22 protein-coding genes and 2 pseudogenes are annotated in these 24,756 nt (G+C 63.1%); 11 read left to right on the top strand and 13 right to left on the bottom strand.

The window, feature by feature from the left end; translation table 11 throughout:
- From B3E94_RS10090 to purU, 5 genes are all read left to right on the top strand, one after another.
- Positions 1–462 (top strand): FAD-dependent oxidoreductase (locus B3E94_RS10090; RefSeq protein ID WP_286913375.1); only part of this gene is annotated, 462 nt, incomplete at its 5' end.
- Between the two features lie 14 nt (positions 463–476).
- Entirely contained in the window at positions 477–812 is a 336-nt protein-coding gene (locus B3E94_RS10085; RefSeq protein WP_286913373.1) for a sarcosine oxidase subunit delta, read from the top strand.
- On the top strand, positions 809–3,829 hold the full coding sequence (locus tag B3E94_RS10080) for a sarcosine oxidase subunit alpha (protein WP_176516232.1): 3,021 nt from the start codon (positions 809–811) through the stop codon (positions 3,827–3,829). The genes B3E94_RS10085 and B3E94_RS10080 overlap by 4 nt, the downstream gene beginning before the upstream one ends.
- Before the next feature lie 184 nt (positions 3,830–4,013).
- Complete coding sequence (locus B3E94_RS10075) at positions 4,014–4,646, top strand: sarcosine oxidase subunit gamma (RefSeq protein WP_176516233.1); 633 nt, start codon at positions 4,014–4,016, stop codon at positions 4,644–4,646.
- 12 nt (positions 4,647–4,658) lie between these two features.
- Positions 4,659–5,516 carry a formyltetrahydrofolate deformylase gene (purU, locus tag B3E94_RS10070; protein WP_286913370.1) on the top strand — a complete coding sequence of 286 codons (858 nt, stop codon included), beginning with the start codon at positions 4,659–4,661 and terminating at the stop codon, positions 5,514–5,516.
- A 14-nt stretch (positions 5,517–5,530) separates the two neighbouring features.
- On the opposite strand, the gene B3E94_RS25540 is transcribed toward purU, so the two are convergent.
- Positions 5,531–6,394 carry an RHS repeat-associated core domain-containing protein gene (locus tag B3E94_RS25540; protein ID WP_409521262.1) on the bottom strand — a complete coding sequence of 288 codons (864 nt, stop codon included), beginning with the start codon at positions 6,392–6,394 and terminating at the stop codon, positions 5,531–5,533.
- Positions 6,395–6,770: 376 nt separating this feature from the next.
- Here B3E94_RS25540 and fdhA point away from each other — a divergent pair, with 376 nt between their 5' ends.
- Positions 6,771–7,970 carry a formaldehyde dehydrogenase, glutathione-independent gene (fdhA, locus tag B3E94_RS10060; protein WP_286913369.1) on the top strand — a complete coding sequence of 400 codons (1,200 nt, stop codon included), beginning with the start codon at positions 6,771–6,773 and terminating at the stop codon, positions 7,968–7,970.
- Positions 7,971–7,994: 24 nt separating this feature from the next.
- Here fdhA and B3E94_RS10055 read toward each other — a convergent pair whose 3' ends face one another.
- The 4 genes and pseudogenes from B3E94_RS10055 to B3E94_RS10040 all read right to left on the bottom strand — a co-directional run bounded on the left by B3E94_RS10055 (position 7,995) and on the right by B3E94_RS10040 (position 10,254).
- The gene (locus B3E94_RS10055; RefSeq protein ID WP_286913368.1) at positions 7,995–8,201 is read right to left on the bottom strand and encodes a hypothetical protein; all 207 of its coding nucleotides are present in this window, start codon (positions 8,199–8,201) and stop codon (positions 7,995–7,997) included.
- A 91-nt stretch (positions 8,202–8,292) separates the two neighbouring features.
- Positions 8,293–8,554, bottom strand: a pseudogene (locus B3E94_RS10050) (DUF3077 domain-containing protein).
- Between the two features lie 159 nt (positions 8,555–8,713).
- The gene (locus tag B3E94_RS10045) at positions 8,714–8,956 is read right to left on the bottom strand and encodes a hypothetical protein (protein WP_286913366.1); all 243 of its coding nucleotides are present in this window, start codon (positions 8,954–8,956) and stop codon (positions 8,714–8,716) included.
- 326 nt (positions 8,957–9,282) lie between these two features.
- Entirely contained in the window at positions 9,283–10,254 is a 972-nt protein-coding gene (locus tag B3E94_RS10040) for an RHS repeat-associated core domain-containing protein (RefSeq protein WP_286913365.1), read from the bottom strand.
- 197 nt (positions 10,255–10,451) lie between these two features.
- On the opposite strand from B3E94_RS10040, the gene B3E94_RS10035 reads away from it, so the two are divergent.
- Positions 10,452–11,027 carry a DUF2780 domain-containing protein gene (locus B3E94_RS10035; RefSeq protein WP_286913364.1) on the top strand — a complete coding sequence of 192 codons (576 nt, stop codon included), beginning with the start codon at positions 10,452–10,454 and terminating at the stop codon, positions 11,025–11,027.
- 461 nt (positions 11,028–11,488) lie between these two features.
- On the opposite strand, the pseudogene B3E94_RS10030 reads toward B3E94_RS10035, so the two are convergent.
- The 4 genes and pseudogenes from B3E94_RS10030 to B3E94_RS10015 all read right to left on the bottom strand — a co-directional run.
- A pseudogene (locus B3E94_RS10030) lies at positions 11,489–11,732 on the bottom strand (RHS repeat-associated core domain-containing protein); the annotation flags it as partial.
- Positions 11,733–11,875: 143 nt separating this feature from the next.
- A complete protein-coding gene (locus tag B3E94_RS10025) occupies positions 11,876–12,757 on the bottom strand; it encodes an RHS repeat-associated core domain-containing protein (protein WP_286913363.1) in 882 nt (293 codons plus the stop codon).
- Positions 12,758–12,851: 94 nt separating this feature from the next.
- Positions 12,852–14,204 carry an APC family permease gene (locus B3E94_RS10020; RefSeq protein ID WP_286913362.1) on the bottom strand — a complete coding sequence of 451 codons (1,353 nt, stop codon included), beginning with the start codon at positions 14,202–14,204 and terminating at the stop codon, positions 12,852–12,854.
- A 207-nt stretch (positions 14,205–14,411) separates the two neighbouring features.
- Entirely contained in the window at positions 14,412–15,299 is an 888-nt protein-coding gene (locus B3E94_RS10015; protein ID WP_236237007.1) for an acyltransferase, read from the bottom strand.
- A 182-nt stretch (positions 15,300–15,481) separates the two neighbouring features.
- On the opposite strand from B3E94_RS10015, the gene B3E94_RS10010 reads away from it, so the two are divergent.
- The 4 genes from B3E94_RS10010 (at position 15,482) to creD (ending at position 19,631) form a co-directional block, all read left to right on the top strand.
- Complete coding sequence (locus B3E94_RS10010) at positions 15,482–15,982, top strand: ATP-dependent zinc protease (RefSeq protein WP_286913359.1); 501 nt, start codon at positions 15,482–15,484, stop codon at positions 15,980–15,982.
- A 127-nt stretch (positions 15,983–16,109) separates the two neighbouring features.
- On the top strand, positions 16,110–16,790 hold the full coding sequence (gene creB, locus B3E94_RS10005) for a two-component system response regulator CreB (RefSeq protein WP_286913358.1): 681 nt from the start codon (positions 16,110–16,112) through the stop codon (positions 16,788–16,790).
- A complete protein-coding gene (creC, locus tag B3E94_RS10000; RefSeq protein WP_286913356.1) occupies positions 16,790–18,223 on the top strand; it encodes a two-component system sensor histidine kinase CreC in 1,434 nt (477 codons plus the stop codon). Before creB ends, creC begins: the two co-directional genes overlap by 1 nt.
- 79 nt (positions 18,224–18,302) lie before the next feature.
- Complete coding sequence (gene creD / locus B3E94_RS09995) at positions 18,303–19,631, top strand: cell envelope integrity protein CreD (protein ID WP_286913355.1); 1,329 nt, start codon at positions 18,303–18,305, stop codon at positions 19,629–19,631.
- Positions 19,632–19,816: 185 nt separating this feature from the next.
- Here the strand turns inward: creD and B3E94_RS09990 are convergent, their stop codons facing one another.
- The 4 genes from B3E94_RS09990 to B3E94_RS09975 all read right to left on the bottom strand — a co-directional run.
- Entirely contained in the window at positions 19,817–20,440 is a 624-nt protein-coding gene (locus tag B3E94_RS09990) for a glutathione S-transferase (RefSeq protein ID WP_286913354.1), read from the bottom strand.
- Positions 20,441–20,443: 3 nt separating this feature from the next.
- A complete protein-coding gene (gene msrA, locus B3E94_RS09985) occupies positions 20,444–21,112 on the bottom strand; it encodes a peptide-methionine (S)-S-oxide reductase MsrA (RefSeq protein WP_236237002.1) in 669 nt (222 codons plus the stop codon).
- A 165-nt stretch (positions 21,113–21,277) separates the two neighbouring features.
- A complete protein-coding gene (locus B3E94_RS09980; protein WP_286913353.1) occupies positions 21,278–23,959 on the bottom strand; it encodes a putative bifunctional diguanylate cyclase/phosphodiesterase in 2,682 nt (893 codons plus the stop codon).
- A 329-nt stretch (positions 23,960–24,288) separates the two neighbouring features.
- Positions 24,289–24,756 (bottom strand): 2-oxo acid dehydrogenase subunit E2 (locus tag B3E94_RS09975; RefSeq protein ID WP_286913352.1); only part of this gene is annotated, 468 nt, incomplete at its 5' end.

Below are 24,756 nucleotides of genomic sequence, written 5' to 3'. Positions count from 1 at the left end.
TCCGAGCCGATCAAGCCGATCATCGACAGCGTGATCATGTCCAACGCCGTGCACGGCTACATCAGCCAGTCCGACAAGGGCGACCTGGTGATCGGCGCCGGCATCGACGGCTGGGTCGGCTACGGCCAGCGCGGTTCGTACCCGGTGATCGAGCACACCCTGCAGGCCATCGTCGAGATGTTCCCGAACCTCTCGCGGGTGCGCATGAACCGCCAGTGGGGCGGCATCGTCGACACCTCGCCGGACGCCTGCCCGATCATCTCCAAGACCCCGGTGAAGAACATGTTCTTCAACTGCGGCTGGGGCACCGGCGGCTTCAAGGCGACCCCGGGCTCGGGCAACGTCTTCGCCGCGAGCCTGGCCAAGGGCGAGATGCACCCGCTGGCCGCGCCGTTCTCCATGGACCGTTTCTACAACGGCGCACTGATCGACGAACACGGCGCTGCCGCCGTCGCCCACTAACCGGAGCCACCGTCATGTTGCATATTTTCTGTCCCCACTGCGGCGAGCTGCGCTCCGAAGAAGAGTTTCACGCCTCTGGCCAGGCGCACATCGCCCGCCCGCTGGACCCCAACGCCTGCTCCGACGAAGAGTGGGGCACCTACATGTTCTTCCGCGACAACCCGCGCGGCATCCACCATGAACTGTGGGACCACGTTGCCGGCTGCCGTCAGTACTTCAACGTCACCCGCGACACCGTGACCTACGAAATTCTCGAAACCTACAAGATTGGCGAGAAGCCGCAAGTGACCGCCGCCGGCAAGCAGAGCGTCGCACCGTCGACTGTCAAAGGCCAAGGGGAAAAAGTATGAGCCAGACCTATCGCCTCGCCAGCGGCGGGCGCATCGACCGCAGCAAGGTCCTGAACTTCAGCTTCAACGGCAAGACCTACCAGGGCTATGCCGGTGACAGCCTGGCCGCCGCGTTGCTGGCCAACGGCGTCGACATCGTCGGGCGCAGCTTCAAGTACTCGCGCCCGCGCGGCATCATCGCCGCCGGTACCGAAGAGCCGAACGCCATCTTGCAGATCGGCTCCAGCGAAGCCACCCAGATCCCCAACGTGCGCGCCACCCAGCAGGCGCTGTACGCAGGCCTGGTCGCCACCAGCACCAACGGCTGGCCGAACGTCAACAACGACGTGATGGGCATCCTGGGCAAGGTCGGCGGCAGCATGATGCCGCCGGGTTTCTACTACAAAACCTTCATGTACCCCAAATCGTTCTGGATGACTTACGAGAAGTACATCCGCAAAGCCGCAGGCCTGGGCCGTGCGCCGCTGCAGAACGACCCGGACAGCTACGACTACATGAACCAGCACTGCGACGTGCTGATCGTCGGCGCCGGCCCTGCGGGCCTGGCCGCCGCCCTGGCCGCCGCACGCAGCGGTGCCCGGGTGATCCTGGCCGATGAGCAGGAAGAGTTCGGCGGCAGCCTGCTCGACTCCCGCGAAACCCTCGACGGCAAGCCTGCCGCCGATTGGGTCAACGCGGTGGTCAAGGAGCTGGAAAGCCTGCCGGAAGTGACCCTGCTGCCCCGCGCCACGGTCAACGGCTACCACGACCACAACTTCCTGACCATCCACGAGCGCCTCACCGACCACCTCGGCGACCGCGCCCCGATCGGCCAGGTACGCCAGCGCGTGCACCGCGTGCGTGCCGGCCGCGTGGTACTGGCCGCCGGCGCCCACGAGCGGCCGTTGGTGTATGGCAACAACGACCTGCCGGGCAACATGCTGGCCGGTGCCGTTTCCACCTACGTGCGCCGCTATGGCGTGGCCCCGGGCCGCAAGCTGGTGCTGTCGACCAACAACGACCACGCCTACCGCTGCGCGCTGGACTGGCACGACGCCGGCCTGCAAGTGGTGGCCATCGCCGATGCGCGCCACAACCCGCGCGGCTCGCTGGTTGAAGAAGCGCGTGCCAAAGGCATCCGCATCCTCACCTCCAGCGCCGTGGTCGAGGCCAAGGGCAGCAAGCACGTGACCGGCGCCCGCGTGGCCGCCATCGATGTGCAGGCGCACAAAGTCACCAGCCCAGGCGAAACCCTGGACTGCGACCTGATCGCCACCTCCGGCGGCTACAGCCCGGTGGTTCACCTGGCCTCGCACCTGGGCGGCCGCCCGGTGTGGCGTGAAGACATCCTCGGCTTCGTGCCGGGCGATGCACCGCAAAAGCGTGTGTGCGTGGGCGGCGTGAATGGCGTCTACGCCCTGGGTGAGGTGATTGCCGATGGTTTCGAAGGCGGCGTGCGCGCAGCCACCGAAGCCGGTTTCAAAGCCACCGCCGGCGCCCTGCCAAAAGCTGTGCAGCGCAAGGAAGAGGCCACCGTGGCGCTGTTCCAGGTGCCGCACGACAAAGGCACCGCCCGCGCGCCGAAGCAGTTCGTCGACCAGCAGAACGACGTCACCGCCGCGGCCATCGAGCTGGCCACCCGCGAGGGCTTCGAGTCGGTCGAGCACGTCAAGCGCTACACCGCGCTGGGCTTCGGCACCGACCAGGGCAAGCTGGGCAACATCAACGGCCTGGCCATCGCCGCCCGTTCGCTGGGGATCAGCATCCCGGAAATGGGCACCACCATGTTCCGCCCCAACTACACCCCGGTGACCTTCGGCGCCGTTGCCGGGCGCCACTGCGGCCACCTGTTCGAGCCGGTGCGCTTCACCGCCCTGCATGCCTGGCATGTGAAGAACGGCGCCGAGTTCGAAGACGTCGGCCAGTGGAAGCGCCCGTGGTACTTCCCCAAGGCCGGTGAAGACATCCATGGCGCCGTGGCCCGTGAATGCAAGGCCGTGCGCGACAGCGTGGGCCTGCTCGACGCCTCGACCCTGGGCAAGATCGACATCCAGGGCCCGGACGCGCGCGAATTCCTCAACCGCATCTACAGCAACGCCTGGACCAAGCTCGACGTGGGCAAGGCCCGCTACGGCCTGATGTGCAAGGAAGACGGCATGGTCTTCGACGACGGCGTGACCGCCTGCGTCGGCGACAACCACTTCTACATGACCACCACCACCGGCGGCGCCGCCCGCGTGCTGCAGTGGCTGGAGCTGTACCACCAGACCGAATGGCCAGAGATGAAGGTGTACTTCACCTCGGTCACCGACCACTGGGCCACCCTGACCCTGTCCGGCCCCAACAGCCGCAAGCTGCTTGGCGAGCTGACCGACGACATCGACCTGGACAAGGACGCCTTCCCGTTCATGACCTGGAAGGAAGGCACCGTCGCCGGCGTGCCGGCCCGGGTGTTCCGCATCTCGTTCACCGGCGAGCTGTCGTACGAAGTGAACGTGCAGGCCAACTACGCCATGGGCGTGCTGGAGAAGGTGATCGAGGCGGGCAAGCAGTACAACCTGACCCCGTATGGCACCGAGACCATGCACGTGCTGCGCGCCGAGAAGGGCTTCATCATCGTCGGCCAGGACACCGACGGCTCGATGACCCCGGATGACCTCAACATGAGCTGGTGCGTGGGTCGCAACAAGCCGTTCTCGTGGATCGGCCTGCGCGGCATGAACCGCGAAGACTGCGTGCGCGACAACCGCAAGCAGCTGGTGGGCCTCAAGCCTGTGAACCCCACCCAGTGGCTGCCCGAAGGCGCCCAACTGGTGTTCGACCCGAAACAGCCGATCCCGATGGACATGGTCGGCCACGTCACCTCCAGCTACGCGGCCAACTCCCTGGGCTATTCGTTCGCCATGGGTGTGGTCAAGGGCGGCCTCAAGCGCATGGGCGAGCGCGTGTTCTCGCCCCAGGCCGACGGCAGCGTGATCGAGGCCGAGATCGTTTCTTCGGTGTTCTTCGATCCGAAGGGTGAGCGGCAGAACGTTTGACTCCGGGCCCTGTGGTGAGCCGGCCGGCCCATCGCCGGCAAGCCGGCTCCCACAGGAACGATGCAGATCTGAAGGCTGATGCTGTACCTGTGGGAGCTGGCTTGCCAGCGATGAGGCCGGCAAAGGCCCCACAAGACAGATGTCTGCATCGCTTCGACGAACCAGAATTCAAGGCAGGTAAGAAATGAGCGCTATCAACGTCTTCCAGCAAAACCCCGGCAGCGATGCCAAGGCCCAGTCGCCACTGCACCACGCCGACCTGGCCAGCCTGGTCGGCAAAGGCCGCAAGAACGCAGGCGTGACCCTGCGCGAGAAGAAGTTCCTCGGCCACCTGACCCTGCGCGGCGACGGTCATGACCCGCAATTCGCCGCCGGCGTGCACAAGGCCCTGGGCCTGGAGCTGCCCGTGGCCCTGACCGTGGTCGCCAACGCCGAGATGTCGCTGCAGTGGATGGGCCCCGACGAGTGGCTGCTGATCGTGCCCGGTGGCCAGGAGTACGCCGTCGAGCAGAAACTGCGCGCCGCCCTCGAAGGCCAGCACATCCAGGTGGTCAACGTCAGCGGCGGGCAAAGCTTGCTGGAGCTGCGCGGCCCGAACGTGCGTGAAGTGCTGATGAAATCCACCAGCTATGATGTGCACCCGAACAACTTCCCGGTGGGCAAGGCGGTTGGCACCGTGTTCGCCAAGTCGCAACTGGTGATCCGCCGCACCGCCGAAGACACCTGGGAGCTGGTGATTCGCCGCAGCTTCGCCGACTACTGGTGGCTGTGGCTGCAGGACGCATCGGCCGAGTACGGCCTGAGCATCGAAGCCTAAGGAGAACATGGCATGAGTCGGGCACCGGATACCTGGATTCTCACCGCCGACTGCCCGAGCATGCTCGGCACCGTCGACGTGGTGACGCGTTACCTCTTCGAGCAGCGCTGCTACGTCACCGAGCACCATTCCTTCGATGACCGGCAGTCGGGGCGCTTCTTCATTCGCGTCGAATTCCGCCAGCCGGACGATTTTGACGAGGCGGGCTTTCGCGCCGGCCTCGCCGAGCGCAGCGAAGCGTTCGGCATGGCCTTCGAGCTGACCGCACCGAACCACCGCCCCAAGGTGGTGATCATGGTGTCCAAGGCCGACCACTGCCTGAACGATTTGCTGTACCGCCAGCGCATCGGCCAGCTGGGCATGGACGTGGTCGCGGTGGTGTCCAACCACCCCGACCTCGAACCCCTGGCGCACTGGCACAAGATTCCCTATTACCACTTCGCCCTCGACCCCAAGGACAAGCCGGCGCAAGAGCGCAAGGTGCTGCAGGTGATCGAGGACAGCGGCGCCGAGCTGGTGATCCTTGCCCGCTACATGCAGGTGCTGTCGCCCGAGCTGTGCCGCAGGCTCGATGGCTGGGCGATCAACATCCACCACTCGCTGTTGCCCGGGTTCAAGGGCGCCAAGCCTTATCACCAGGCGTACAACAAGGGCGTGAAGATGGTCGGGGCGACCGCGCACTACATCAACAACGACCTGGACGAAGGGCCGATCATCGCCCAGGGCGTGGAGGTGGTGGACCACAGTCATTACCCCGAAGATTTGATTGCCAAAGGGCGGGATATCGAATGCCTGACCCTGGCACGGGCGGTGGGGTATCACATCGAGCGGCGGGTGTTCTTGAACGCCAATCGTACGGTGGTACTTTGAGTAATTAGATAGAGTCAATCAAACCCATATGAGACAGGAAAGTCTCTGGCATTGAGGTGGTTAGGGAATCTACGCCGTGTGTCCCGTACATACTGCATTGAACTTCCTATGCTAATTGCATTGTCTCTGAAACGTGTGGTCGAAGGAATCATATCCCTATACCACGTTTGGTAGTTTGATTGTCTTGTTTGGTTTATGTCAATCAGATAGGAAGCGCCAATATTCGCTTCCATTGTTCTTGTCCTAGTCAGGCGAGAGTCGCGAGCGTGCTTAATAATATAATCCTCAATATTACTCCATTGGGAGCGACCGCTCGAACTGTCCGAATCCCCCCAACTGTACCAACTGTTCGAGCCGAAGGAGTCCACCGAGCTATGGGAGTTACGGGAGGCAGCCAAACTGGCCGGGGGGATAGAACTGACGGAGCCGACCGAACCGCCGGAACCGCCGTAATAGGAACTATCGCTTCTGGTAGAGGACGTGTTCATCTTTTTTGATAACCAGCGGTAAAATTTGACAACGGGCCGGAATATCAATGGCGCGTGCCCGGAGGGGTCGATTTTGTTGACGGGGTCACCGGCACAGTAAGCGTAGGCATTTAATCCTCCGCGTCCAAATGGGCTTAAGTTGTCGTTGGTCAAAAAACGCATGAGCTGTGGGTTGTACAGCCTATATCCATTCCCCAGAAGGTAGCCGGCGGCTGGCAGGTTCAGTCGCTCACCGTTAAAGCCGAGAGAGGATGCCAAGCCTTGTTGCGGTGCGCTGAATCCGTAGGCGGTATACGCGACAAGATTCCGCTTATCTGATGTAGCGCTAATCGCCGAACGGCAATTGCTTTGGTGGGGCAACGTTGTGCGATCGGTTTTATCACGTGGCATGTTAATTCCTCTTTCGCATCGCGCTATCAGCTGTGAGCCAAAAGCGTAACCCCTGATGGGTGCCTCTTCACCTATCAGAATTATCAGGTGCCTGCGTTCTGCCCGGTGCGTCTGTACTGGCCTCTTCGCGGGGCACGCCCGCTCCCACGGGTTCACCGCTGTATCGAACATGGCGGTGAACCTGTGGGAGCCGGCTTGCCGGCGATTGGCCCCACCCCTTTTGGCCTGCCGTAAAAAGGTATCTCCCTGTCGCTTCCAGTCACTGCGACATCGCCCATCAGGCCCACAATTCCCTGCATACCAGTACCCATGCCGCCCACGGATGGCGGCGCGTTCAACCACCGCTGCATAAATACAAATCAAGCGAGGTAAGAGCATGTCTGGCAATCGTGGAGTGGTGTATCTCGGCGCTGGCAAGGTCGAAGTACAGAAGATCGACTACCCGAAAATGCAGGACCCGCGCGGCAAGAAGATCGAACACGGCGTCATCCTCAAGGTGGTCTCCACCAACATCTGCGGCTCCGACCAGCACATGGTCCGCGGCCGCACCACGGCCCAGGTCGGCCTGGTGCTGGGCCACGAAATCACCGGTGAAATCGTCGAGATGGGGCGTGATGTCGAGCGCCTGAAAATCGGTGACCTGGTGTCGGTACCGTTCAACGTCGCCTGCGGCCGCTGCCGCTCGTGCAAAGAAATGCACACCGGTGTGTGCCTGACCGTAAACCCGGCCCGCGCCGGGGGTGCCTACGGTTATGTCGACATGGGCGACTGGACCGGCGGCCAGGCCGAATACGTGCTGGTGCCCTACGCCGACTTCAACCTGCTGAAACTGCCGGACCGCGACAAGGCCATGGAGAAGATCCGCGACCTGACCTGCCTGTCCGACATCCTGCCGACCGGCTACCACGGCGCCGTCACCGCTGGTGTTGGCCCAGGCAGCACCGTTTACGTCGCCGGTGCCGGCCCCGTCGGCCTGGCCGCTGCGGCTTCGGCGCGCCTGCTGGGCGCTGCCTGCGTCATCGTCGGCGACCTCAACCCAGCCCGTCTGGCCCATGCCAAGTCCCAGGGCTTCGAAGTGGTCGACCTGTCCAAGGACACCCCGCTGCACGAGCAGATCGTCGACATCCTCGGCGAGCCCGAAGTGGATTGCGCGGTGGATGCCGTGGGCTTCGAGGCCCGTGGCCACGGCCATGAAGGTGCCAAGCACGAGGCCCCGGCCACCGTGCTGAACTCGCTGATGCAAGTGACCCGCGTTGCCGGCAGCATCGGTATCCCGGGCCTGTACGTGACCGAAGACCCGGGCGCGGTCGATGCCGCTGCCAAGATCGGCGCGCTGAGCATCCGCTTTGGCCTGGGCTGGGCCAAGTCGCACAGCTTCCACACCGGCCAGACCCCGACCATGAAGTACAACCGCCAGTTGATGCAGGCGATCATGTGGGACCGCATCAATATCGCTGAAGTCGTTGGCGTGCAGGTCATCAGCCTGGATCAGGCGCCGGAAGGGTATGGCGAGTTCGATGCGGGTGTGCCGAAGAAGTTCGTGATCGATCCGCACAAGACCTTCAGTGCCGCGTGAAGTGACTGAAAGGAAGAAGCCCCTCTATTGAGGGGCTTCGTCTTTATCAGCGTCCAACACTTGTAGCACCGAACCTTTGTCGTCGGTTACCAGCAGTCCATTGCTCGCCGGGGCGTCCGACTGCTGTTCGGCCAGTGGCATGTCCGCATTGCGGAAGATGCTGCGATGCTGGTCACCCTGTTTCACGGTGATGAGCTTGTCACCTTGGTAGAAGAAGATTGAGTGGCTCATGGCTTCGGTTCCCTGCAGTGAGGTTGAGTCCGTTCATTCTGAACAGTTGCAGGGATTGTGAAACTGACAGAAATACCAGGTATCGGGTTAATCAGTGCAGCATGCCCAGCTCGGCGTCATCGAGCTGTGCCTTGGCCATTGCACTGAGGTAGTGGAGGCCCGCAGCAGTAGCTGGTCGCCTTCCATCAGGCCGGTGAGGGTCATTCGCGCCCATAGCCCATCAGCTCCGGAGCTTGTTCGCGGGCGCTCTGGCAAGGGATGCCTGGGGCGATGCAGAACAGCGGTTGGGTTTGGCCTTCGGCTTGGAAGAAGAAGGTCTTGCCTACGGTGGTTTTGGTGTTGTCAGTGGTCATTGTTCGATCTCCCTGAAAATGCTTTATCGCCAGGCCTGGCCTCATCGCCGGCAAGCCGGCTCCCACAAGGTCCTGCGCATGGCCTGAGGCCTGTGGCTTTCCCTGTGGGAGCCGGCTTGCCGGCGATGAGGACAGACCAGGCAACACATGGCGTTAACGCTAGTGCAGCGTCCGCAGCTCCGCCGGCATCTGCACCTGGATCAGCGCCGACTCGAGCAGCACCCGCAGCGCTTCGAGCTCATGCATCGTGGCCATCATCAGAATCGAAACCGGCGACTTGGGTTGCAACAGGATTGCCTGGTGCGCGACGGTCTGGGCGCACAGGGCATAGTCCGTGGCCTGGATGAGGGTGTCTTCGAGGGAATGGGAGTTGTGAGGTGGATCGGGGACGATTTTTAACATAATTGTTCTCCTGATTAATGGAGCTCGTCACCGTCTGCTGTCAAACAGATAGGTGGCAGCTGTACGTGGGTTGACAGACCGGTAGGAAGAACAAAACCCGGCGCACCGAAGTGCCCCACGCACAGCCGCCATAAAGGCAAAGCCATTGTTCTAACCTAGTCGGCCTGTCAAAGCCGGTCGCCGCTTTCGCAACGACCGCCCGAGACTAGTGCGCAACCCAGGTCACCGCAATGGCTTAAGGGGGGCGGCAGTATGTTTCAGAAACGTCCTACAAGAAATAGGATAAATCGTAGATTTTTTGCGGAAACGCCGTGCTAGCGCTGGTCTCAAATGCGATTGCCCGCTCTGCGAGGGTCTCTGATGCGTTGTTGTGGGGTGGCTTCTCTACGCTGATAATTGAAGTCAGAACTCCTGGAGAAGGAAGATTGTTTTTCCACAACGCTCACGCTGACCCCGACTTGGGAGCTGGCTGTTCTTTTGAAGTCGAATTTATCTATGGTGAATACTGAACCTTCGTATCCAAATGCTTTTCTGCCAGTCTGGTTGGCGACTTGTTCGATAAACGAAGGGCCATTGCGAGAGGTCGCGCTGGCTGAATGGCAGGCGATTACATGAATGTCGTGTTCGTAGGGTTTGAAGCCTGCCTTGGACACGCCCCTGACGAACTCATCAGCAGTCAAGTTTTTGAACTCGGAAGCGATCGCGCCGGCCTTGCCATGTGTAACAACGGTGATCGCCTGTCTGTTCTTGCGTTCTGGATGTTTCGCCATGTACACGTAGGTGCCTTTGACTACCCGCGCGTTACCAGAAAAATTCTGGTATTTGCCAAAGAATCTAAAGTGCCCATCGGGATCGGTGTAATTGATGGGGTCACCTGCGACATACGCATAGCTGTTCAGGCCGCCCGCATCGAAGGGGCTCAAGCTGTCCGGGCCAAGAAACCTCATGGTGGTTGGGTTGTAAGCACGGTAACCATTGCCCAGTAGATACCACCCTGTCGCTGGCTGCCTCAATTCACCGTTGTAACCCAGTAAACCCAAGCCACTTTCTTCTGCCGCAGCGTGCCCATAGGCGGTGTAGCGATGAAGCGTGCCTGCTTCGCGGTTTTGCACGTGGAGTATTGACCCCTTGTCGTCCGTTGACACTAACGCGGCCTGTTGTGCCGCGCCGGAGTCCTGTTCGGCCATCGCGATATCCGGGAGACGGAACAGTGTTCGCGTATGCTCGCCGTACTTCACCGATACTGGCTTATCTGCCTGGTAGAAATACACAAGGCTGTTTGCGTTGTCTTTAGTCACGTGCTTGACCCTCGTCGAAGTGGTCGGCCGTCTTTGGGGCGTCCACAAGGTGTGAGTGTGTAAGTGTTCCAGCACGCCGCACAACTGACAAAATTGCCAGGCGCAAAGCGTTGCGATGCCCGGGCCGGAACAAACTCTCGAACCCTGAGTCGAATGCCTCGTTTCCCCGGCCATCCCGGCCCACGAGGTTCCTCCCGATGAAAGCATTCACCCTGGCAACCCTGATGACCCTGGCTGCAAGCCCGGTGTTCGCCTTCAACCTCAGCGACGCCGCCAACGCCGTGTCGGCCATGCAGAACCAGAAGCAACAGGGCCAGGTGCAGGCGCCCGAGGCGCAGGCCAACCTGCTCAATACCCTGGGCAGCGAATTGAAGATCACCCCCGAGCAGGCGGTGGGCGGGGCGGGGGCCATGCTGGGGCTGGCGCGCAATAACCTGAGCAGCGCCGACTACGGGCAGCTGACCAAGGCCGTGCCGGGGCTGGACCTGTTGTCGGGCGCCAATGCGCTGGGTGGCCTGAATGGCTTGGGTGATTTGCTGGGCAAGAACAGCGAAAACCCGTCGGCGCTCAGCAGCGCCCTGGGCAATGAGGTCGAGAACCGCAACGACTTGGACAATGCATTCAAGGCGCTGGGGATGGACAGCGGCATGATCGGCCAGTTTGCGCCCCTGATCCTGCAGTACCTTGGCCAGCGGGGCATCGCCGGGTCGTTGCTGCAGAACCTGGGGAGCCTCTGGACCACGCCGGCGCCAGTAAATACGCCATCGGTTTGATTGGGCTGGACATGGAATTGGTCAGGAGTGGAACCACCTGACCATCGCCACGTTCAATCGATTTTGCTGCGTTGGCACTTCACTACGGATTCTATCGAGATCCGCACGGTAATCCGCACGCATTTGCGAGTCATGCACGTGTTTCAGATACTCTGGAGCACGTGCAAGGTGCAGCTTCGACTCCATCAGTTCATTGGCCAAAGTTACGACCTCACTCAATGGCACACCTGGATTTCTCCGGTATTCAAACGGCATTCGACCACCGTTTGCCAGTGGGTTTCTATTGGCGCGCGGCTGCTGAATTTGCTGTGGTGGGGTTAACGGGTCGCTGCGTCCGGTCTGCAAGCGCTGCCTGTTGAGGGAGCGATTGAGATGCTGGGCCGTTTGGGGGGGAGGCACATCGTGGGGGGAGGCCCATCGGGTGTCAGTACGACAGCGTGGCGGCGTATTCGATTGAAAACGGCATGCCCGCCTGGATCTACGTTGTTAACAGGGTCTCCTACGCAATAGGCATAGGTGTTCAGCCCCCCCCTTGCCGAACGGGCTCCAACTGTCAGGCGCAAGGAATCTCATAAGGGTTGGGCTGAATGCACGATAGCCGTTTCCCAGCAGATAGTTGCCGGTCAGTGGGTCAGCAGTTTCGCCGTTGAAAGCGAGTTTCACTCCCTGCTGGTCGATTGGCTTCAGCCCATAGGGTGCGTAACCGTTCGAATTCATCGTATGCCCTTCTCAGAATCAATGAGTGAAACAACGTCACGGTCTAACTTCGGCTTGAGCGCGTGCAGGAGGGCCCTTGGCATCCGAGACAATAGGTGAGCGCGTTTGCGGTGACTGTAAGGCACCAAGCGCTACGCACGACGTATTGTGTTTGCCTGTAAATAGGTGTTGTACAGTTTTTCCATAGTTAGATAACGGGAGGTTATCTTTCTGATGGTTTCACCATTTTCGGGTGAAACGGTTATTGGTTGACGGCTCATGTAATTGACGTAGTTGCCGACGCGCTTGTTTTGCGTCTTGCTCCTATTGTAAACGCTATAAAGTAACTCATAATCGGTAGGCGTCTCGTAGAAAGGACGCGGGGGCTCAAAAGTGTCGGCGTTGATGGTGGGTCTCGTTATGAGTCTTTTAATGCGCCCATCGCGGCCTTGTGACAATTGCACCCGCTCAATGGGCTTTCTTGGCGTAAGGGCACTGGCGGCAGAGGGGGGCGGGGTGTTGTTGGATGACGCACGTGTTGCTGACTGTATTCGCCTTCGATTAATCAGCTGCTTCACTGTGAAGTGCCCTGTTGGGTCTGAATAGTTGATGGGATCACCCTGGCAGTAACCGTAGGCATTCAGCCCACCCTCATCAAATGGACTGAGGCCGTCGGGTGCCAGGAAGCGCATCAATGGCGGGTAATAGCCACGATATCCCTGGCCCAGCAGATAAGCTCCGGTCAGCGGTTCACGGCATTCACCGTTAAAGCCCAGGCGAGCTGCCGCGGGTTCTGAGCGTGGGTCATGCCCATAGGCCGTGTAGGCATATGCCATTCGAGCTTGCCCGCTTTGCATCAGCAACAGAGAGTGCTGCGCATCTGTCATCAACAAGCGGGTGTCAGCTCCCGAGTTGATGCCGTGCCGTTCAGCCAATGGCTGGTCCGCACCCCGCAGCAGGGTCAGACTTTGCTCACCCTCGATTTCAAGCGTGAGCTGTTCAAGGTGGTAGAAATAAAGACGCTGATTCACCATGGCGGGCTCGCGTGGGGGACTGAGTTCCGTTCAGTCTCCCCGTCAAGCGCGACCGCCACAACTGGCAAAAATACCAGGCAGGCGTGATGAGTTTTCAGCCAGCTTCCGAGAAATCCACCACGCACATCTGGCGGCGGAAGCCGGCGGTCAGCACGGCCAGGTACGCCAGCCCCAGGGCGAACCAGCACAGGCCGATCACCATGGTCAGCGCCGACAGGCTGGTCCACAGCCACAGCGTCAGGCTCAACCCCACCAGCGGCACCGCGCCGTAGCACAGCAGGCCTTTGAGGTTGCGCTGGGCGCGGTCGTCCATCAGGTGCGTCTTCACCACCGCCAGGTTCACTGCCGAGAACGCCACCAACGCGCCAAAACTGATCAGCGAGGCGAGAGTGGACAGGTCGATCACCAGCGCCAGCAGCGAGAACGCCGACACCAGCAGGATGGCGAACACCGGCGTGCCCAGGCGCGGCGACAGGTGGCCGAAGGTGCGCTGCGGCAGCACCCGGTCGCGGCCCATGGTGTAGAGGATGCGCGACACCGCAGCCTGGGAGGCCAGCGCGGAACCCAGGCTGCCGGCCACGTAGGCGGCGGTGAAGAAGTTGGCCAGGAACTGCCCGCCGGCCTTGAGCATCACTTCGTTGGCGGCGGCATCGGCGTTGGCGAAGGTGCTGCCGGGCAGCACCAGCTGGCTCGCGTAGGCCAGCACGGTGAACAGCAGGCCGGCGAACAGGGTGGTGAGGATGATCGCGCGCGGCACGTCGCGGCGGGCGTCGCGGCTTTCTTCGGCCAGGGTGGAGACCGCGTCGAAACCGAGGAACGACAGGCACAGCACCGCCGCGCCAGCCATCAGCGGGCCGAAACCGGGGGCGCTGCCATCACCGCGCAGCGGCGCCAGCAGGTCCATCGGCTGGCCGTTGCCCAGGGTCTGCCAGGACAGCGCCACGAACACGCCGATGAACACGATCTGCGCGCCGACGATCAGGTTGCTGGTCTTGGCCACCGAGTTGATGCCGACCACGTTGAGCACGGTCACCAGGGCAATGGAGGCGAGCACGAAGGCCCAGGCGGGCACTGCCGGGAAGGCGATGTTGAGGAACAGGCCGATCAGCAGGTAGTTGATCATCGGCAGGAACAGGTAGTCGAGCAGCAGCGACCAGCCGGCCAGAAAGCCGACGTTCTGGCCGAAGGCCATGTTGGTGTAGGAATACGCCGAGCCCGCGACCGGGAAGCGCTTGACCATGAAGCTGTAAGACGCGGCGGTGAACAGCATGGCCACGAGGGTGACCAGGTAGGCGCCGGCGGTGCGGCCACCGGTGAGCTCGGTGACGATGCCGTAGGTGGTGAAGATGGTCAGCGGGACCATGTAGACCAGGCCGAAGAACACCAGGGCCGGGAGGCCGAGGACGCGGCGAAGCTGGGGCGGGGCGGAGCTAGGTTGGTTGGCCATTGATCGATCCAGGCTTTTTTGTAGTTGTGCTTTGATCGATTTTTATCCACTTAGGTGGGGTGTGACAAAGAAGTATTCCTAATGGTGATTATTAGCCAGGGTTTTAATTGGGGTGAGTGGGTGTGCATTTAGGCCTCATCGCCGGCAAGCCGGCTCCCACAGGTGTATCTGTGGGAGCCGGCTTGCCGGCGATGAGGCCCGATCAGGTCAACGCATCTGCGAGCGCAACTGCTCGATCCGCTGGTCTTTCTCTGCCCACAGCTGGTTCACCCAGGCCTGCACGGTCTGGCGGAAGGCCGGATCATTCTCGTAATCCCCCGCCCACAACGCCGGGTCCAGCTCACGCACACGAATGTCGATAATCACCCGACTGATGCTGCCATTGAGCAGCGCCCAGAACCCCGGTGCCTGGTTGCCGGGGTAGACGATGGTCACGTCCAACAGCGCATCCAGCTGTTCGCCCAATGCGGCCAGGACGAAGGCCACTCCCCCCGCTTTGGGCTTGAGCAGGTAGCGATACGGCGATTGCTGCTCCAGGCGCTTGGCCTCTGTGAAGCGGGTGCCTTCAAGGTAGTTGACCACGGTCACCGGCTGGCGCTTGAACAGCTCGCAGGCGGCTTTGGTGATTTCCAGGTCCTTGCCCTTGAGCTCGGGGTGCTTGTCCAGAAACGCCTTGCTGTAGCGCTTCATGAACGGGTAATCCAGCCCCCACCAGGCCAGGCCCAGCAGCGGCACCCAGATCAGCTCCTTCTTGAGGAAGAACTTGAAGAACGGCGTGCGGCGGTTGAGGCTCTCGATCAGCGCCGGGATGTCGACCCAGGTCTGGTGGTTGCTCACGGCCAGGTAGGAGGTGTCCTTGCGCAGGTTCTCGACGCCGCGGATATCCCATTGGGTCGGGATGCACAAGGCGAAGATGGCCTTGTCGATTTCCGACCAGGTTTCGGCCACCCACATCACCGCCCACGAGGCATAGTCACGGCCACGGCCTGGCAGCACCAGTTTGAGCAGGGCGAAGACCAGCAGCGGGCAGATCAACACCACGGTGTTGAGCAGCAGCAAGGTGGTCGTGAGAATGCCGATCAGCAGGCGACGCATAAAGAGACTCTTGTTGTGGGACGTTAACGGTCGGCAATGATAAGCAGCGCCGTGGCCTACGCCAAATGTCCAATGCCCAGCGGCGGGGACAAATGTTTCACATTATGTTGTTTAACCTTGCTGCAGCGAACCTATCCTGCCAGTGCAGTCTAAGCACTGACCCTTTTCAAGGAAGCCTGCCTGTGAAATCCCTGCTTGCGCTGTTATCGCTTCTGGCGTTGCCGGTCATGGCCGCCGAGCCGACCCTCTATGGCCGTTACGAAAACATTGCCTTGCCAGAGCTTGGCGAAACGCTGAAGGCCAAGATGGACACCGGTGCCTATACCGCATCGCTGTCGGCCAAGGACATCGAGATGTTCACCCGTGATGGCGAGGAGTGGGTGCGTTTTCGCCTGGCGACCAAGGACGCCAACGGCAAGGTTTACGAGCACAAGGTCTCGCGCATCAGCAAGATCAAGGGCCGCGCCGAGGAAGAGGATGAAGGCGATGCGCCGGAGGTCTCCAAGCGGCCGGTGGTCGACCTGGAGCTGTGCCTGGGTGACGTGAAGCGCACCGTCGAGGTGAACCTGGTGGACCGCAGCCATTTCAACTACCCGCTGCTGGTGGGGGCCAAGGCGCTGCGTGAGTTCAAGGCGGCGGTCAACCCGGCCAAGCGCTTTACCGCAGACAAACCTGACTGCTGATTGCCTCAGGCTTCGCTGGCCCTGTCGCCGGCAAGCCGGCTCCCACAGATACCTGTAGGAGCCGGCTTGCCGGCGATAGGGCCAGTGCGCTAAAAGTCCAGCTCTGCCCTCAGCAAGGCCGGACGCCATGCCCCATATCCTCATCGTCGAAGACGAAGCCGCCATCGCCGATACCTTGGTCTATGCCCTGCAGGCCGACGGCCACAGCACCGAATGGGTGACCCTGGGCAGCGCCGCGCTCGAGCAGCAGCGCCTGCGCCCTGCCGACCTGATCATCCTCGACATCGGCCTGCCCGACATCAGCGGTTTCGAAACCTGCCGCCAGCTGCGGCGTTTCAGCGAGGTGCCGGTGATGTTCCTGAGCGCCCGCGATGGCGAGATCGATCGGGTGGTGGGCCTGGAAATCGGTGCCGACGACTACGTGGTCAAACCCTTCAGCCCCCGGGAAGTGGCCGCCCGCGTGCGGGCGATCCTCAAGCGCATGGCGCCGCGGGCGGAGCCGGCCACGGAGGCGGCGCTGTTTCAGCTCGACACCCTGCGCATGCTGATCCACTACCGCGGCCAGCCGCTGACCCTGACCCGCCACGAGTTCCGCCTGCTGCAATGCCTGCTCGAGCAGCCCCAGCGGGTGTTCAGCCGCGAGCAGTTGCTCGATGCCCTGGGCGTGGCCTGCGACGTGGGCTACGAGCGCACCATCGACAGCCACATCAAGAGCCTGCGCGCCAAGCTGCGCCAGGTGGCCAGCGCGGGCGAGCCGATCTGCACCCATCGCGGCCTGGGTTACAGCTACAACCCGGACCACGCCTGATGCGCCTGGGCATCCGCATTTTCCTGGTGTACTTCCTGTTCGTCGGGCTGGCCGGCTATTTCTTGCTCAACACCGTTCGCGAGCAGATACGCCCGGTGGTGCGCCAGTCCTCCGAAGAAACCCTGGTGGATACCGCCAACCTGCTGGCGGAAATCCTCCACGACGACGTCAAGGCCGGCACCCTGGCCCAGGGGCGCCTGCCCGAGGTGCTCAAGGCCTACGGCCTGCGCAGCCCCGGCGCGCAGATCTGGGGCCTGGAGAAGACCCAGGTCAGCCACCGCATCTATGTCACCGACGCCAACGGCATCGTCCTGCTCGACTCCAGCGGCGCGGCCGTGGGCAAGGACTATTCGCAGTGGAACGACGTCTACCTGACCTTGCGCGGCCAATACGGCGCCCGCTCCACGCGCGGCGTTGCCGACGACGAAAGCTCCTCGGTGATGCATGTGGCAGCGCCGATCCTCGACGATGGGCAGATCATCGGCGTGGTCACCGTGGCCAAGCCCAACAGCTCGTTGCAGCCCTATATCGACCGTTCCGAACAACGTTTGCTGACCCTTGGCCTGGGTTTGATCGGCCTGGGCCTGTTGATCGGTGGAGTGTTGTCCTGGTGGCTGGCCCGCTCGCTGCGCAAGCTGGCGCGCTATGCCCAGGCCGTCAGCGAGGGCGAGCGCGCGGCGCTGCCGCATTACAAGGGGGGCGAGCTGGCCCACCTGGCCGAGGCGGTGGAGCGCATGCGCACGCAGCTTGAGGGCAAGGCCTACGTCGAGCGCTACGTGCACACCCTGACCCACGAGCTGAAAAGCCCGCTGGCGGCCATTCGCGGGGCATCCGAGCTGCTCCAGGGCGACATGCCGCAAGCGCAGCGGGCGCGCTTTGCCGGCAATATCGAGCGCGAAAGCGAGCGCTTGCAGCAGATGATCGAGCGCTTGCTCGACCTGGCCCGGGTCGAGCAGATGCAGGCGCTGGAAGATCAGCAGCAGGTGGCCCTGGCGGCGCTGGTGGATGAGTTGCTGCTGGCCCATGCGCCGCGCATCGAGGCGGCGCAGTTGCAAGTACGCCAGCGCGTGCCTGCGGGGCTGCGCCTGCTGTGCGACCCCTTCCTGATGCGCCAGGCGCTGGCCAATCTGCTGGACAATGCGCTGGACTTCACGCCACCTGAAGGGGCGTTGCTGTTCGAGCTGGAGCGTGATGGCGAGCGGCTGGCGTTGAGCCTGTTCAACCAGGGCCAGGCCATCCCCGACTATGCGCTGGCGCGGGTGGCCGAGCGCTTCTATTCCCTGCCAAGGCCGGGTAGCGGGCGCAAGAGCACCGGCCTTGGGCTGAACTTCGTGGCCGAGGTGATGCAGCTGCATGGCGGATCGCTGGCGGTGGCTAACGTCGATGGCGGTGTGCGGGTGCGGCTGTGGTTGCCTGCCCGGCGCATCAGCTGAAAACACACAATCTCCACACAGCCTTCGCAAAGCCTCCATGCACGGCGCAGACACTGCGCCCACTGCCACAGGAGGCCTTATGAACAAATCCTTGAGTTACAAACTGGGCACCATCGCCTTGCTGATGGTCCTGCTGTTGATCCCGCTGCTGATGATCAACGGCCTTATCACCGACCGCCAGGCCCTGCGCGACGGGGTGCTGCATGACATCGCCCGCAGCGCCAGCTACGACCAGCAGGTCAGTGGCCCGTTGCTGGTGGTGCCCTACCGCAAGTACCAGCGCCGCTGGATCGAAAAGGACGGCCAGAGCGTGCAGGAAACCAGCACCCTGGCCGGGCACCTGTACTTTCTGCCGGAAACCTTCGATGCCGACCTCGACGTAGACACCGAACTGCGCTCGCGCGGCATCTACCAGGCGCGCCTGTTCCACGCCAAGGGGCGCCTCTCGGGCCGCTTCGAATTGCCGGCGCGTTGGGGCATCGACAAGGACTTCGACGACTACCGCTTCGACAAGCCCTTCCTGGTGGTCGGCATCAGCGATATCCGCGGCATCGAGAACGCGCTGGAGCTCAAGCTCGATGAGCAGCGCTACCCCTTCGCGGCCGGCACGGGCCTTGAGTGGATGCGCAGCGGCGTGCACGTTGCCCTGCCACAGCGCGATGACCAGCAGGCCTGGGCATTCGATTACAGCTTCGAGCTGGCGCTGCAAGGCACCGGACAATTGCACCTGCTGCCGGTGGGCCGCAGCAGCAGCGTCGACATGCGCGCCAACTGGCCGCACCCAAGCTTCGTCGGCAGCTACCTGCCGCGCCACCGCGAAATCGACACCAAGGGGTTCACCGCGCACTGGCAAACCTCGTTCTTCGCCACCAACCTCGAAGATGCCGTGCGCCAGTGCGCCACTGCCGGGCAGTGCGCGGACTATGCCGAGCGCACCTTCGGCGTCAGCTTCGTCGACCCGGTGGACCAGTACCTCAAGAGCGAGCGGGCGATCAAGTACGCCTTGTTGTTCATCGCCCTGACCTTTGCCGGCTTCTTCCTGTTCGAGGTGCTCAAGCACCTGAGCGTGCACCCGGTGCAGTACATCCTAGTCGGCGTGGCGCTGGCGTTCTTCTACCTGTTGCTGCTGTCGTTCTCCGAGCACATTGGTTTTGGCCCTGCGTATGGCCTGTCGGCGTCGGCCTGTGTGCTGTTGATCGGCTTTTACCTGAGCCATGTGCTACGCAGCCGCGGGCGCGGGCTGGGCTTCGCGGCCGGGCTGGCGGCGCTGTACGCGATGCTCTATGGGCTGCTCAGCGCCGAGGACTATGCGCTGTTGATGGGGGCGTTGCTGTGCTTTGGCTTGCTCGGCGTGTTCATGGTGCTGACCCGTCGCCTGGACTGGGCGCGGGTGGGGAGGGCGGCATGAGGGAGGACAGAGAGGTGGGGCGCTGGTTGGCGCAGAGAATCGGGGAGTTGTTTGCTGCGGTACCGCGTTGAGGGGTGGGCTGCTGTGCAGCCCAATCGCCGGCAAGCCGGCTCCCACAGGTACACCACAGTTCTCCAAAGCTGTGGTCCACCTGTGGGAGCCGGCTTGCCGGCGATTGCGGTCTGTCAGGCTGTCGGCGCAGTGGCGAGCATCGACGGCCGCTCGCTCACCTCGGCATACCACGCCGCCAACCCCGGCTGACGCTCGCGCCAACCGAAATCAGGCTGGCGCAAATCCAGATACCCCAGCGCACAGGCCACGCCAATCGCCGCCAGGTCGAAACCCGACATCAGCTCCGGCAGGTGCTCCTGCTCCAGGTTGGCCAGGCTGCGGCGGATCTTCTCGCCCTGCGCCTCCAGCCAGCCCTCCCAGCGCTTGGCCTCCGGGCGCAAGAAGCTTTCATAGCGCGACGACACCGCCGCATCCATGATCGCATCGGCCTGGGACGCCAAGGTCATGCGCCGCCAGCGCGCCGAGCCCTCGCGGGGCAGCAGTGGGTTGCCCACATGCTGCAGGTCCAGGTACTCGCAGATGACCCGGCTGTCGTGCAGCACGGTGCCGTCTTCCAGGCGCAGGGCCGGGATCTTGCCGATCGGGTTGCCCTGGTTGAGCTGCGCATCGCCGCTCACCGGGCTGATGTTCACTGGCTGCAGGGCCACCCGGCCAAGCTGGCCGGTCTCGTGCAGCACCACCATGACCTTGCGCACGAATGGCGACAGCGGCGAGTGGAACAGGGTCATCGTGGCCATGGCTCAGTTGCCTTGCAGGCTGGGTGGCAGGCACACGCCGGTGCCGCCGATGCCGCAGTAGCCTTCCGGGTTCTTGGCCAGGTACTGCTGGTGGTAGGCCTCGGCGAAGTACACGGTCGGCGCCTGGTCGATCTCGGTGGTGATCTCGCCGTAGCCGGCCTTGGTCAGCTCGGCCTGGAAGGTGTCGCGGCTGGCCTTGGCTTCGGCGAGCTGCTCTGGCGAGGTGCAGTAGATGGCCGAACGGTACTGGGTGCCGATGTCGTTGCCCTGGCGCATGCCTTGGGTCGGGTTGTGCAGCTCCCAGAACATCGCCAGCAGCTCGCGGTAGCTGACGCGGTCCTTGTCGAACACCACCAGCACCACTTCGGTGTGGCCGGTCAAGCCGGAGCAGACTTCTTCGTAGGTGGGGTTAGGGGTGAAGCCGCCGGCATAGCCGACCACGGTGCTGACCACGCCTTCACGCTGCCAGAAGCGGCGCTCGGCGCCCCAGAAGCAGCCCAGGCCGAAGATGGCGAAGTCGACGCTGCCTTCGAAGAACGGGCCGAGCAGGGGGGTGCCTTCGAACACGTAGTGGAACTCGGGCAGGCTCATCGGGGTTTCGCGGCCGGGCAGGGCTTGCTCGGCGGTTGGCATGACGTTTTTGTTCACCAGGATTTCCGAACGCAGGACCATGGCCGTTCCTCTGTTTGTCAGTTGGATAGGGGGTGGGGCCATCGCCGGCAAGCCGGCTCCCACAGGTACACCACAGGGCTTGAGGAATGTGGGGTACCTGTGGGAGCCGGCTTGCCGGCGATGAGGCCCGAATGGACTCTATAGTGCCCGAGCTTTACGCAGCTGTCAGTCCATTGGACCGCGCGGATAGCGCTTGAGTTTTTCCGCCAGCTCACGCCCCGGAATCGGCCGGTCGAACAGGTACCCCTGGCCCACATCGCAGCGGTGCCGGCGCAAGAACGCCAGCTGCTCCGGCGTCTCGATCCCCTCGGCCACCACCTTGAGCTTGAGGTTGTGGGCCATGGCCACCACCGCCGAGGTGATCTCCATGTCGTCCTGGTTGTCGGGGATCTCGTTGATGAAGCTGCGGTCGATCTTGATGATGTCGATCGGAAACTTCTTCAGGTAGCTCAGCGACGAGTAACCGGTGCCGAAGTCGTCCATGGCCAGGGTCAGGCCCAGGGCCTTGAGCTCGTCGAGCTGGCGGTGGGTGTCTTCGGTGGCCTCCAGCAGCAGGCCTTCGGTCAGCTCCAGCTCCAGCAGGTGCGGGGGCAGGGCTTCTTCCTTGAGGATCGAGCCGATCGAGGCCACCAGGTCGGGGTCGGAGAACTGCTTGGGCGAGAGGTTGATGGCCACGTGCAGGTTGCCCATGCCGGCCTCGCGCAGCTGCTGGCTCATGCGGCATGCCTGGCGCACCACCCACTTGCCGATGGGGATGATCAGGCCGGTTTCTTCGGCCACGCTGATGAACTGGTCGGGGCGGATCATGCCGCGCTCGGGGTGGTTCCAGCGCAGCAGCGCCTCCAGGCCCAGCAGGCGGCCGCTGCGCAGGCACAGCTTGGGCTGGTAGAACACCTCCAGCTCGTTCTGGGTCAGGGCGCGGCGCAGGTTGTTCTCGACGAACAGCTTGTAGCTGGCCTCGGCATTGAGCACCTCGGTGAACACCTGCACCTGGTGCTTGCCGTTGGCCTTGGCCTTGTGCAGGGCCAGGCCTGCGTTCTTCATCAGGCTGGTCGGGTCGCTGCCGTGCAGCGGCGCGCAGGCCAGGCCCACCGAGGCGGTCACGTTGATCAGCTGGTTGTCGACGAACATCGGCTTGTCGAGCGTGCGCAGCAGTTGCAGGGCAACGCCCTGGCCGTCTTCCAGGCTGGTTTCGTCGAGCAGCACGGCGAATTCGTTGCTGGCAAAGCGCGCCAGCACGCCGCCGGCGCTGAGGCTGTTGCGCAGGCGCCGGGCCAGGCTGATCAGCAGCTTGTCGCCGGTCTGGTGGCCGAGGCTGTCGTTGATCCGCTTGAAGTTGTCGATGTCCACCAGCAGCAGGCAGGTGGGGCTTTCGCCTTCGCGGGCGAAGCGTTCGTCGAGGCTGCGGATGAAGGCCGGGCGGTTGCCCAGGTTGGTCAGGTTGTCGGTGTAGGCCAGGCGCTCGATGCGCTGCTGGGCCAGCTTGGTCTGGGTGACGTCTTCGTAGATGCCGATGTAGTGGGTCAGCTCGCGGTTGTCGCCATACACCTTGGAGATCGACAGCTGGCCCCAGTAGGGCTCCAGGTTCTTGCGCCGGCTCTTGAATTCGCCTTGCCAGCTGTTGCCCATGGCCAGGCTCGACGGCGAGTCGAACAGCAGTTCGCTGAGGTTTTCCAGCGCTGGCAGCTCGGCCAGGTGGTGGCCCTGGACTTCCTCGGTGCTGTACTGGGTGATCGCCGTGAAGCTTGGGTTGACGTACTCCACCACGCCGTCGCGGTTGACCAGCAAAAAGGCGCTGGCGCTTTGTTCCACGGCGCGCTGGAACAGGTGCAGGGCGCTGGCGGCGGTGCGCCGGTTGTGGTTGGTGATGACCTGGGCGAACTGGTCGGCCAGCTCGCCGGCAAAGGCGATTTCATCCGACTGCCAGGCCCGCGGCTGGCCGGTCTGCTCCAGGCACAGCACGCCGACCACCTGGCCATCGACGCGGATGCTGGCGTCGAGCATGGCGTTGTTGTCGGCCAGCAGGCTTGCGGCCAGCTCACGGGTGCGCGGGTCGTGGTTGGCGTTGTGCGCATCGATGGCGCGGCTGGCGTGCAGGGCGTCCAGGTAGTCGGGGAAGCGGCTGGCGTCGATGGCCTCGGGCAGGCGATGCACCTGCTCGTTGCGCAGCCAGGCGCTGATCGGCTCCAGGCGCTGGTCTTCCAGGTGCCAGATGCTGGCGCTGTCGACCTTGTAGATTTCGCAGGCGCTGCGGGTGATCAGCTGCGCGGCTTCGAGCAGCGAGTTCTCGGCGCTGTAGCGCTGGCGGGCCAGGCGCAGGATCAGGTCCTGCTGGCCGCGCACGCGCTCCAGGTGTTCGAGCTGCTCCTGCTGGGCGCGCTGGTTCAGTTGCAGGGCCAGTTCCAGGCGGTTGTTGCGTGATTCCAGGGCCGTGGCATCGAGCTCGTCGTCTTCGTCATCCAGCACCGTGAGGAAGCCGCGCAGCAGCTGGCGGTTGTGCTGCTTGAAGGCTTCGCCGGTTTCCAGCACGCGCAGGGTGCGCGCCTGGGCGTGCAGGCTGTAGCGCACGCGGTAGTAGCTGCGCTGGTTGAGCTGCAGCTGGATGTCGTCGTGCAGGCGGTAGCGCGCCTCGGGTTCCATGAGGCTGGCATACGGCGCATCGATCAGCGCGCACAGGTCGGAGGCCGGCAGGCCGAACTGCTGCTCGCAGGCCGGGTCGAGGTAGAGCATGGCCCAGGTGGCTTCGTTGAGCCTTTCGAAACGCAGCATGCCGAGCCGCGAGGGCACGGGAAGCTGCGTGACGACCTCGGCCGCCACACGGCTGGCGGCATCGGGTTGGCTTTTCATCGAAGACTCGCTTGAAGAGGGAGACGCGGCCTGGGCGGCGGCGCATCTGGCAAGGTTGCATCATGTCCCCAAGGCTGGCAAGCGGCCATGTGGGGTGTCATGTATATGTTTTCGGCGGCAGGGCGGGAATCCTTAGGGCTGCTGAAAAACGGGGGGCCTTTGCGGCCCCATCGCCGGCAAGCCGGCTCCCACAGGTACAGCGTTGATCTCAGGGTTCGTGGGGGCCTTGCAGGCAAAAAAAAGCCCCGCCAGATGACGGGGTTGAGGTACGAGCGTGGCAGCTCGAAAAGGGGACCTGCCTCCGCGAAGGGAGGCAGGCTGGCTGCGTGTTACAGCAGCATGGTGCGGATATCGCCCAGCACGTCGCCCAGGCGCTTGGTGAAGCGCGCGGCGGCGGCGCCGTTGATCACGCGGTGATCGTAGGACAGCGACAGCGGCAGCATCAGCTTCGGCTGGAAGGCCTTGCCATCCCAGACCGGCTGCATGGTTGCCTTGGACACACCGAGGATCGCCACCTCAGGCGCGTTGACGATCGGCGTGAAGCCGGTGCCGCCAATGTGGCCGAGGCTGGAGATGGTGAAGCAGGCGCCCTGCATGTCGTCGGCCGACAGCTTCTTGGTGCGGGCCTTCTCGGCGAGCGCGGCAGCTTCGGCAGCCAGTTGCAGCAGGCTCTTCTGGTCGACGTTCTTGATCACAGGGACCAGCAGGCCGTCCGGGGTGTCCACGGCGAAGCCGATGTGCACGTACTTCTTGCGGATGATGGCCTTGCCGCTTGGCGCCAGCGAGCTGTTGAAGTC

Source organism: Pseudomonas sp. UBA6315 (genome assembly GCF_002438125.1).
In the GTDB taxonomy this organism is placed as follows: domain Bacteria; phylum Pseudomonadota; class Gammaproteobacteria; order Pseudomonadales; family Pseudomonadaceae; genus Aquipseudomonas; species Aquipseudomonas faucium.
This window is presented reverse-complemented; position numbering and strand designations above follow the sequence as displayed.